General features: G+C 71.8%; 7 protein-coding genes. All 7 read left to right on the forward strand.

What is annotated here, in order from left to right; all coding sequences use genetic code 11:
• Positions 1-248: 248 nt before the first annotated feature.
• The 7 genes from gltB to ACWDUD_RS30215 all read left to right on the forward strand — a co-directional run bounded on the left by gltB (position 249) and on the right by ACWDUD_RS30215 (position 11,373).
• Entirely contained in the window at positions 249-4,769 is a 4,521-nt protein-coding gene (gene gltB, locus ACWDUD_RS30185; RefSeq protein WP_450111723.1) for a glutamate synthase large subunit, read from the forward strand.
• The gene (locus ACWDUD_RS30190; RefSeq protein WP_248675996.1) at positions 4,762-6,231 is read left to right on the forward strand and encodes a glutamate synthase subunit beta; all 1,470 of its coding nucleotides are present in this window, start codon (positions 4,762-4,764) and stop codon (positions 6,229-6,231) included. Before gltB ends, ACWDUD_RS30190 begins: the two co-directional genes overlap by 8 nt.
• Positions 6,232-6,406: 175 nt before the next feature.
• The gene (gene pyk / locus ACWDUD_RS30195) at positions 6,407-7,828 is read left to right on the forward strand and encodes a pyruvate kinase (RefSeq protein ID WP_450111718.1); all 1,422 of its coding nucleotides are present in this window, start codon (positions 6,407-6,409) and stop codon (positions 7,826-7,828) included.
• Complete coding sequence (locus ACWDUD_RS30200; RefSeq protein ID WP_450111719.1) at positions 7,825-8,697, forward strand: acyl-CoA thioesterase domain-containing protein; 873 nt, start codon at positions 7,825-7,827, stop codon at positions 8,695-8,697. The genes pyk and ACWDUD_RS30200 overlap by 4 nt, the downstream gene beginning before the upstream one ends.
• Positions 8,698-8,713: 16 nt before the next feature.
• Positions 8,714-9,853, forward strand: a complete 1,140-nt coding sequence (locus tag ACWDUD_RS30205) for a cation:proton antiporter (protein WP_450111720.1) — start codon at positions 8,714-8,716, stop codon at positions 9,851-9,853.
• A 91-nt stretch (positions 9,854-9,944) separates the two neighbouring features.
• Positions 9,945-10,973: an isopenicillin N synthase family dioxygenase gene (locus tag ACWDUD_RS30210; RefSeq protein ID WP_450111721.1), complete on the forward strand. Its 1,029-nt coding sequence runs from the start codon at positions 9,945-9,947 to the stop codon at positions 10,971-10,973.
• A 64-nt stretch (positions 10,974-11,037) separates the two neighbouring features.
• Positions 11,038-11,373: a TfoX/Sxy family protein gene (locus ACWDUD_RS30215; protein WP_450111722.1), complete on the forward strand. Its 336-nt coding sequence runs from the start codon at positions 11,038-11,040 to the stop codon at positions 11,371-11,373.
• Positions 11,374-11,412 lie beyond the last annotated feature (39 nt).

Raw genomic sequence — 11,412 nt, forward strand, 5'->3', positions numbered from 1 at the left:
CTCCCCCCCTCTTGGCGTACCCCCAAACCCCCCGTTCTCCCCGGGGGGGGCCCGGCTGCGCATGCTCGCGCAGCCGGGCCCTCCGCGCGTAAACTGACGCCCGCGGGCCACGATCCCCGGCATTCCCGGGCGGAGCCGATCGGCCCATCCCCGCCACTGCACCGCCCGTGGTGGCGACCCTCCGGGGCCGCCGCCCCGACGCGCGACGCGTCACCCCCGCACCGTCCGCCCCGGTGGAGGTGACAGCAGTGCTGTACTCCTCGATTCCCGACGCCCGCGGCCTGTACGACCCGGCGCTGGAATCGGACTCGTGTGGGGTCGCCGCGATCGTCGACATCCAAGGCCGCGCCGCTCACGACGTCGTCGTCGACGCGATCCGCGCGCTGCAGAACCTCGCTCATCGCGGGGCGTGCGGGCGTGAACCGGCCACCGGAGACGGCGCCGGCATCACCCTGGCTGTCCCCGCGGCGCTGTTCGACGCGGTCACCGACTTTCCGCTGCCCCCTCCCGGCCGATACGCCACCGGTCTGTGCTTCCTGCCCCGCGATCCTGACGACCGGGCGCGCGCCCGCCGGCGCATCGAGGATCTCGCCGCTGCCGAACACCTGGAGGTCCTCGGCTGGCGTCCGATGCCCGTCGAACCCGAACGCGCCGGGATCGGCGTCACCGCGGACGGGTGCCGCCCGCACATCGACCAGTTGTTCGTCGCCGCACCGGCCGTCGCGGGGGTCCGGCCGGGCGGACTCGATCTCGATCGGCTCGTCTACCCGCTGCGCCGCCGCGCCGAGCGGACCGGACCCGACGCGCCGGCGGTGTACTTTCCGTCGCTGTCCGCGCGCACGATCGTCTACAAGGGCATGCTCACCGCCGAGCAACTGGCCCGGTTCTACCCGGATCTGCGCGACCCGCGCTGCGCCAGCGCGATCGCCCTGGTGCACAGCCGCTACTCGACCAACACGTTCCCGTCGTGGACGCTCGCGCAGCCGTTCCGGTACAGCGCGCACAACGGCGAGATCAACACCATCCGGGGAAACCGGAATCGGATGCGGGCCCGCGAGCCGGCGCTGCGCACCCCGCGGGTCGTGGGCGACCTCACCCGGCTGTTCCCGATCTGCAGCCCGGGCGGGTCGGATTCGGCGATGCTCGACGAGGTGCTCGAGCTGCTGCATCTGTCGGGCCGGTCGCTGCCGCACGCGGTGAGCATGATGATTCCGCCCGCGTGGGAGAACGATCCCACGATCGACGCCCGGCGCCGCGGATTCCACGAGTTCCACGCCGCGCTGCTCGAGGCCTGGGACGGACCGGCGTGCCTGCCGTTCACCGACGGCCGCATCTTCGGCGCGGTACTCGACCGCAACGGGCTCAGACCGGGCCGCTGGTGGCGCAGCCTCGACGACCGGGTCGTCTTCGGCAGCGAATCCGGGGTGCTGGACCTGCCGCCCGACCAGATCGTCGAGAAGGGCCGGCTGGAACCGGGCCGGATGTTCCTCGTCGACACCGGCGCCGGGCGCGTCGTGCCCTCCGACGAGCTGCTGGCCGGGCTCGCCCGCACCCACCCCTACCGGCACTGGCTCCGCGCCGGCCAGGTCGCCCTCGCCGACCTGCCGCGCCCGGACACCCGCCCCGGCCCGTGCACCGCGACCCCGCAGGCGCATCGGTTGTTCGGCTACACCCGCGAGGATCTCGACGTGCTGCTCGCCCCGATGGCCGGCACCGGCCGCGAACCCCTGGGATCGATGGGCAACGACACCCCACCGGCGGTGCTGTCCCCGCGACCGCGCCTGCTCTACGACTACGTCACCGAGATGTTCGCGCAGGTCACCAACCCGCCGCTGGATTCGATCCGCGAACGCATCGTCACCACCACCGCCGTCGCCGTCGGACCCGAGGACAACCTGCTCGCCTGCTCGCCGGATTCGTGCCGCCGGTTGCTGCTGCCCGGCCCGGTGCTCACCGCCGACGACCTCGATACGGTCCGCACCCTCACCGCGGAGGGACCGCACCCGGCGCTCGCGACACGGGTGCTGCCGGCCCACTTCTCCGCCGACGGACCGTCGGGTGAGGCCCTCGCCGCCGGCCTCGCCGCCCTGTGCCGGGCCGCGGACACCGCCGTCGACTCCGGGTTCGGATTGCTCGTCGTCACCGACCGCGGCGCCGGACCGGACGCGGTTCCGATCCCGTCGCTGCTCGCGGTTTCCGCGGTGCACCACCACCTGATCCGGACCGGTCGCCGGACCCGTGTGGGCCTGCTCGTCGAAACCGGCGATGCCCGCGAGGTGCACCACGTCGCCGCCCTGCTCGGTTTCGGGGCCTCCGCGGTGTGCCCGTACCTGGCGTTCGACACCGTCCGGGCGCTCGCCGCCGCTGCCGGTGACGATCCGGACACCGCCGCCGCCAACTACCGGCACGCGCTGGTCGCGGGGGTGCTCGAGGTGATGTCGAAGATGGGTATCTCCGTGCTCGGCTCGTACGTCGGGGCGCAGACCTTCGAGGCGGTCGGGCTGGGCCGCGACGTGATCGACGTGTACCTGCCCGGCACGGCCTCGCGGATCGGTGGAGCCTCGCTGAGCGACCTCGCCGACGACGCACGCGCACGGCACTCCGCCGCCTACGGCGAATCCGATTCGGGCACACAGGAACTCGACAGTGGCGGTGTCTACCGCTATCGCCGCGACGGGGAGCCGCACCTGTTCACACCCGAGACGGTGTTCCTGCTGCAGCACGCCACCCGCAGCGGCCGGGCCGACATCTTCGCCCGCTACAGCGACGAGGTCGACCGGCTCGCCGCGGCCGGGGGCGCCCTGCGCGGACTGCTGGGCTTCCGCACCGGCGTGCATCCGCCGATCCCCGTCGAGCAGGTCGAACCCGTGGAACGGATCCTCACCCGATTCGCCACCGGTGCAATGAGTTACGGTTCGATCTCCGCCGAGGCGCACACGGCCCTCGCGGTCGCGATGAACCGGATCGGGGGACGTTCGAACTCCGGGGAGGGCGGGGAGGACCCGGACCGGCTCGGGGATCCGCTGCGCCGCAGCGCGGTCAAGCAGATCGCCAGCGGACGATTCGGGGTCACCGCCGAGTACCTGGCCGACGCCACCGACCTGCAGATCAAGATGGCGCAGGGAGCGAAACCCGGTGAGGGAGGGCAACTTCCCGGAGGAAAGGTGTATCCGTGGATCGCCCGCACCCGGCACAGCACCCCCGGGGTCGGCTTGATCTCGCCGCCACCGCACCACGACATCTATTCGATCGAGGATCTCGCCCAGCTCATCCACGACCTGCGCTGCGCCAACCCGCGGGCCCGCATCCACGTCAAACTCGTCAGCGGTGTCGGGGTCGGCATCGTCGCGGCCGGTGTCGCGAAGGGGCACGCCGACGTGGTGCTGATCTCCGGCCAGGACGGGGGCACCGGCGCGGCGTTGCTCACCGCGCTCGCCCACTCGGGCACCCCGTGGGAGATCGGGCTCGCCGAAACCCAGCAGACCCTCGTGCTCGGTGGCCTGCGCGACCGCATCACCGTCCAATGCGACGGCGGGCTGCGCACCGGCCGCGACGTGCTCGTCGCGGCGCTGCTCGGTGCCGAGGAATACGGCTTCGCGACCGCGCCGCTCGTCGTGCTCGGCTGCATCCTCATGCGGGTCTGCCACCTCGACACCTGTCCCGTCGGGATCGCCACCCAGAATCCGGAGCTGCGCGAAAAGTTCACCGGCAGAACCGAATACGTCGAACAGTTCTTCCGTTTCGTCGCCGAGGACGTGCGCCGCCGCCTCGCCGAACTCGGGTTGCGCAGCCTCGACGACGCGATCGGCCGCGTCGATCTGCTCGAACCCACCGCCGCCCTCGCGCACTGGCGCGCCGCCGGACTGGACCTCTCGCCGCTGTTCGTGCCGCCGGTCGACGCGAGCGGCGGGCCGCCGCAGCGCCGCCGCACCCGGCCCGCCGCGCCCCCGGCCGGCGAGACCCTCGACGACCGTCTCATCTCCGCGGCCGCCGATGCCCTCACCGGCTCCCGCCCGGTGCGGATCGAGGCGCGCGTGCGCAACACCGACCGCACCGTCGGTACCCGGCTCGGCGCCGAGATCGCCGCCCGCCACGGGCGGGCCGGCCTGCCCGACGACACCGTCCGCGTCGAGTTGCGCGGCAGCGCCGGCCAGTCCCTCGGTGCGTTCCTCCCGCCCGGCATCACGATCACCGTCACCGGCGACGCCAACGACTACGTCGCCAAGGGGCTGTCCGGCGGACGTGTCGTCGTGCGACCCGACCCGACCGCCCACTTCGCGGCGCACACGCAGATCATCGCCGGCAACACCCTGCTGTACGGCGCGACGAGCGGGGAGGTGTTCCTGCGCGGACGCGTCGGCGAACGCTTCGCGGTGCGCAACTCCGGCGCCGACGCCGTGTGCGAGGGCGCCGGCGACCACGCGTGCGAATACATGACCGGTGGGAGGGTGGTGATCCTCGGCGCCACCGGGCGCAACCTCGCCGCCGGCATGTCCGGTGGTCTCGCGCACGTGCTCGACCTCGCCCCGGTCCGTGTCAACCGGGACTCGGTGCACCTGACCGCGGTCGAACCCGGCGACCTCGAGCCGCTGCGGAAACTGCTGGCCGCCCACCGCGACCGCACCGGATCCCCGATCGCCGCCGCACTGCTCGTCCACTGGCCCTGCGCCGCAGCGCGATTCACCACGATCCTGCCGGTCGACTACGCGCGGGTGCGGGCCGCCGAGCAGCGCAGCGAACCCGCCACCGCAGGAGCCGGCGGTGGCTGACCCGCGCGGCTTCCTGCGGTACCGCAGGATCGAACCCCCGCACCGGCCGGTCGGGGAGCGCACCCGCGACTGGGCGGAGATCGCCGTGCCGATCGCAGCCGCCGAACACGACCGCCTCATCCGCGACCAGGCCACCCGCTGCATGGACTGCGGCATCCCGTTCTGTCACTCCGGCAGCGCCGGATGCCCGCTCGGCAACCTCATCCCGGAATGGAACGATCTGGTGCGCCGTGACCTGTGGGCCGAGGCCTCCCGCCGCCTGCACGCGACCAACAACTTCCCCGAGTTCACCGGGCGCATCTGCCCGGCGCCGTGCGAATCGGCCTGCGTGTTGGCGCTGTCCGATCCCGCCGCGGCCGTCACCATCGAGAAGATCGAAATGGCCATCGCCGACCACGCCTTCGCCGACGGCACCGTCACCCCGCAACCGCCGCGGCACCGCACCGGACGCTCGGTCGCGGTCGTCGGCTCCGGTCCGGCGGGGCTGGCCGCCGCGCAGCAGCTCACCCGCGCCGGACACGCCGTGACGGTGTTCGAACGCGACGACCGGCTCGGCGGGCTGCTCCGCTACGGCATCCCGGCCTACAAGATGGACAAGGCGCTGATCGACCGTCGTATCGCGCAACTGCGCGCCGAAGGCACCCGGTTCCGCACCGGCTGTGAGGTCGGCACCGACCCCACCCTCGCCCGCCTGCGCGCCGACTTCGACGCGGTGGTCCTCGCGGTCGGCGCGGGCGCCACCCGCGACATGGACCTGCCCGGCCGTGACCTGTCCGGCGTGCACCAGGCCATGGACTACCTGGTCGCGGCCAACCACGACTGCGAAGGCGACGGCCCCACCCCGATCCACGCGGCTGGACGCCGGGTCGTGATAATCGGTGGCGGCGACACCGGCGCCGACTGCCTCGGCACCGCGCACCGCCACCGCGCCGCGTCGATCACCCAGCTCGACTACCGCGTCCGGCCCCCCGACACCCGCGACGAGAACCGCAGTCCGTGGCCGCTCGTCCCGTGGGTGCTGCGCACCACGCCGGCGCACGCCGAAGGCGGCGAACGACGCTTCGAGGTCGGCGTGCAACGGTTCGTCGGCGACGACCACGGCCGGCTGCGGGCACTGGTGGTCGCCGAGGTCGACGCACACCGCACCCGGGTGGGCCCGGAATTCGAGATCCCGTGCGATCTCGCGCTGCTCGCCATCGGATTCGACGGGGTGCGACCCGGAAGGCTGGTCGACGACGGCCCCGCGACCACCGCACGCGGCACCCTCGACTGCGGCGCCGACTGGCAGACCGACGAACCGGGAGTGTTCGTGTGCGGAGACGCGCACCGCGGCGCCTCGCTCGTGGTGTGGGCGATCGCCGAGGGCCGCGCGGCCGCGCGCGGCGTCGACATCTATCTGACCGGCCGGTCCCGGTTGCCCGCACCGGTCACCCCGGATTCGCGAGTGCTGACCACGGGCTGAGGGCATCGGCCGGAACCACAGGCACCGAATCGAGTGCCGCCAGGGGTGGCGCAATTCACACGAGCAGCGCGCTACCCGTCCCGTGCGGCGGGTTGTCGTAAGTTACGCGCGAGTTGGGTTCCAGCGCCCTCCAACCGCGGTCGTCACCCCGCTGTCGGGGGACTAGGCTCGACCCGTGACCCGACGCACCAAGATCGTTTGCACCATGGGCCCCGCCACCGCCGACCCCGAGGTTCTCAAGGAACTCGTCGCAGGCGGCATGGACGTGGCCCGACTCAACTTCAGCCACGGAGAACACTCGGAGCACGAGGCCCACTACAACCGGGTCCGCGCGGCGGCCGAAGCCAGCGGACACGCCGTGGGCATCCTCGCCGACCTGCAGGGACCGAAGATCCGTCTCGGCCGCTTCCTCGAGGGCCGCACCGAATGGGCCAACGGTGAGGTCGTGCGGATCACCGTCGACGACGTCGACGGCACCCACGACCGGGTCTCGACGACGTACAAGGAACTCGCGCAGGACGCCGTCCCCGGCGACCGTCTGCTCGTGGACGACGGCAAGGTCGGGCTCGTCGTCGAAGCGGTCGAGGGCAACGACGTCGTCTGCCGCGTCACCGAAGGCGGACCGGTCAGCAACAACAAGGGCGTGTCGCTGCCGGGGATGAACATCTCCGTGCCCGCCCTGTCCGAGAAGGACATCGAGGACCTCGAATTCGCGCTGCGGCTCGGTGTCGACTTCATCGCCCTGTCGTTCGTGCGTTCGCCCGCCGACATCGAACTCGTGCACGAGGTGATGGACCGTGTCGGCCGCCGGGTCCCGGTCATCGCCAAGCTCGAGAAGCCCGAGGCGATCGAGAACCTCGAAGCCGTCGTCCTCGCGTTCGACGCGGTGATGGTGGCCCGCGGCGACCTCGGCGTCGAACTGCCGCTCGAAGAGGTGCCGCTGGTGCAGAAGCGGGCGATCCAGATCGCCCGCGAGAACGCCAAGCCGGTCATCGTCGCCACGCAGATGCTCGAGTCGATGATCGAGAACTCGCGGCCCACCCGCGCCGAGGCCTCCGACGTCGCCAACGCGGTGCTCGACGGCGCCGACGCGGTGATGCTCTCCGGCGAAACCTCGGTCGGCAAGTTCCCCGTCGAGACGGTCCGGACGATGGCCCGCATCATCGCGGCCGTCGAGTCCGATTCGACGGAGGTGCCCGCCCTGACCCACGTGCCCCGCACCAAGCGCGGGGTCATCTCCTACGCGGCCCGCGACATCGGCGAGCGCCTCGATGCGAAGGCCCTGGTCGCGTTCACCCAGTCCGGCGACACCGTGCGCCGGCTCGCGCGCCTGCACACCCACCTGCCGCTGCTCGCGTTCACCCCGGTCCCGGCCATCCGCAATCAGCTCGCGCTGACCTGGGGTACCGAGACGTTCTCCGTCGAACCGATGCAGACCACCGATCAGATGGTCGAACAGGTCGACGCGGCGCTACTGTCGTTGGGTCGCTACCAGCGTGGCGACCTCGTGGTGATCGTGGCCGGTGCCCCTCCGGGACGTTCCGGCTCGACGAACCTGATCCACGTGCACAGGCTGGGGGAGAAGGACACTCGTTGACAGGTATCGAGGCGACGGACCTCGACGTCCTCCTCGGTCTGCTCGATCTCGAGCAGACCGAGGAGGACGTTTTCCGTGGAGCACACCCGCCGCAGACCGGCCTGCGGACCTTCGGCGGACAGCTCGTGGCACAGGCGCTCGTCGCCGCCGGCCGCACCACCGGTGACCGGCCGATCCACGCGCTCAACGCCCACTTCATCCGCGGCGGCAACGTCGAGGAACCCATCGAATACCGGGTCGCGCGGCACCGGGACGGGCGCGACTTCGCCAATCGCATGGTCACCGCCTATCAGGGCGACGAGGAACTGTTCGTCATGCTCGCGGCCTACCAGAAGTGGGGCAAGGGACTCGAACACGCGGTGACCGTCCCCGACGTGCCGTACCCGGAGGCGCTGCCGCCGATCGGTGACCATCTCGAAGGCTACGAGGAACACCTGCCCGGCTTCGTGAACGCCCTCAAACCCATCGACATGCGGTACGCGAACGATCCCGCGTGGATCCTCAAGGGCACGGGCGAGAAGCTCAACCACAACCGGGTGTGGATGCGCACCGACGGGGAGCTGCCGGACGATCCGCTGCTGCACGTCGCCGCGCTCGGCTACAGCTCCGACACCACCGTCCTCGATTCGATCCTCACCACGCACGGACTGTCCTGGGGTCTGGACCGGATCTTCGCGGCGACCGCGAACCACTCCATCTGGTTCCATCGGCCGCCGCGGTTCGACCAGTGGCACCTGTACGCCACCGAATCCCCGGTCGCCGCCGGATCGCGCGGCCTGGCCACCGGCCGCTACTTCAATCTGGACGGCGAACTCGTCGCCACCGTGGTCCAGGAAGGGATCATCAAGCACTTCCCGTCCCGGCGCTGAACGGGCGGTAGCGGCGATGTTCGCGAGCCTCGCGCTCGTCATGGTGGTCGCGATCGTCGGGTCGCTGCCCGCGGCCCGCAGCGGTGTCCGGTTGCCGCTCGTGCTCGGCGAGTTGCTCGCCGGGGTCGTCGTCGGAGTCAGCGGCCTGGGCTGGATCGACGCGAGTGAACCGACCCTCGACGCGGTCGCGCAGGTGGGTTTCGCGCTGGTGATGTTCCTCGCCGGCACCCACGTGCCGATCCGCGACGCCCGGCTGCGTCCGGCGCTGCGGCGGGGGATCGCGCGGGCCGCGCTCGTCGGTGCGGTCGCAGTGCCCGCCGGGGCGGGGCTCGCGTGGCTGTTCGACGCGCCGCACGCGGCGCTGTTCGCGGTGCTGCTCGCGTCGTCGTCGGCGGCGCTGGTCCTGCCGATCGTGGATGCGTCCGGCATCGGCGGGCGCGAGCTGCTGCCGCTGCTGGTGCAGGTCGCGGTCGCCGACACCGTCTGCATCGTCGCGTTGCCGCTCGTCATCGACCCGCCCGCAGCGCTGCGCGCCGGGCTCGGCTCGCTCGCGGTGATCGCGTGCGCGGCGGTGGTGTTCCTCGTGCTCCGGCAGCTGGACCGCACCGGCGTGCAGCGCCGCGTCCACAACGTGTCCAAGGACCGCAAGCTCGCCGTCGAACTGAGGGTGAGCCTGGCGGTGCTGTTCGGTCTCGGTGCCCTCGCGGTGTGGACGCACGTGTCGGTGATGCTCGCCGGGTTCGCGCTCGGGCTCGCGGTCGCCGGGGTCGGGGAACCGCGGCGGCTCGCCGGCCAGCTGTTCGCGGTCACCGAAGGGTTCTTCGCCCCCGTCTTCTACGTGTGGATCGGGGCGTCCATCGACGTCCGGGCGCTGGCGGAGGATCCGTCCCGGATCGGGCTGGGCCTGGCGCTCGGCGCGGTCGCGGTGCTCGTGCACCTCGTGCCGCGCGTCACCGGTCAGCCGGTCGCGCTCGGCGCGCTGTCGGCGACCCAGCTGGGGATCCCGCTGGCGGCGGTCGCGATCGGCCTCGCCGGGGGCCTGCTGTCGCGGGCCGACGCCGCCGCCCTGGTTCTCGGGGCGCTCGTCACGATCGCCGTGGCCGCGATCGCGGCGGCGGTGGCGACACCTCGCGGCCGAGACGCCGTGGAGCCGTGACCGCTCCCGACCCGCGGAATGTCCCGAGTTCGGCTGCTGTTGCTCGAATCGGGGTCGCGTACTCGTGCGGCTTCGGAAAGGACTCAACGTCATGTCGGCGACCACCACGCTGCCCGTGATCGACCTCGCGGACCTCGACCGCGGAGCCGAGGCCCGCGCGGATCTGCTCACCCGGCTCCGCACGGTGACCCACGAGATCGGGTTCTTCCACCTGGCCGGCCACGGCATCGATCCGGCGCTCGGCGCGGACCTCATCACCGCGGCCCGCGCGTTCTTCGCGTTGCCCGACGCCGCGAAACTCGAGATCGAGAACTCGCATTCGCCGCAGTTCCGCGGCTACACCCGCATCGGTGGGGAACGCACCCAGGGCTACGTCGACTGGCGCGAACAGATCGACATCGGGCCCGAACGCGCGGCCGTCACCGAGATCGATCCCGCGAAGCCGTGGGAGGTGCTGCACGGTCCGAACCTGTGGCCGGCGCAGCTGCCCGAGCTGCGGGAGCTCGCGCTGCGGTGGATCGACCAGGCGCAGGCCGTCGGGATCGTCCTGCTGCGCGCCTGGGCGGAGTCGCTCGGTGCCCCCGCCGACTTCTTCGACGACGCCTTCGCCGATCCCGATCCGCTGCTCAAGATCGTCCGGTATCCCGGTCACGACCGGTCGGTCACCGGGCAGGGCGTCGGCAGCCACAAGGACGTCGGGGTCCTCACCCTGCTGTATCCGGAACCGGGCAGCACCGGATTTCAGGTCGACCGCGACGGCACCTGGATCGACGTGGCTCCGCAACCGGGCTGCTTCATCGTCAACATCGGGGAACTGCTCGAACTGGCCACCGGCGGATACCTCGAGGCCACCGCCCACCGGGTATTGCCGCCGGAACCCGGCACCGACCGGATCTCGCTGCCGTTCTTCCTCAACCCCGGGCTCGACAAGGAACTGCCGACCGTTTCGCTGCCGCCCGAACTCGCGGCGAACGCGCGCGGCGTCGGCACCGACGAACACGGCGGCACCCTGCATTCGGTGTACGGCCTAAATGCGCTCAAGTCCCGGCTGCGCGCCCATCCGAACGTGACCGAGCGGTACCACGCGGACCTGTTGAACTCACCCGCTCTGCGTGGGTGACCGCGGCGTCGACATCCCGGTCCGGTGACCGTGGATGTCGGTGCGCGGGTCCACACTGTCGCCCATGGCATACGACGAGGAGTTGGCCGACAGGATCCGGGACCTCATCGAACCGGGACCGGCCGTGACCGAACGCAGAATGTTCGGCGGCCTGTCCTTCATGGTGGACGGCAATCTGGCCCTCGCGGTCAGCGGTGCAGGCGGACTGCTCGTGCGGGTCGGAGCCGAACCGCGCGAACGACTCGTCGACCACGACTCCGTCCACCCGGCGAGGATGGGGGATCGCGAAATGACCGGCTGGGTGCGCGTGACCGCGTCATCCGTCGAGGACGACGCCGATCTGCGCGCGTGGGTCACCAGAGGAGTCGAGTTCGCTCGTTCGCTTCCGCCGAACGGTTGACGCCCGCCCTCGTGCGCGGTTTCGGTAGCGGTGGCTACC

The organism is Rhodococcus sp. NPDC003382, assembly GCF_053589135.1.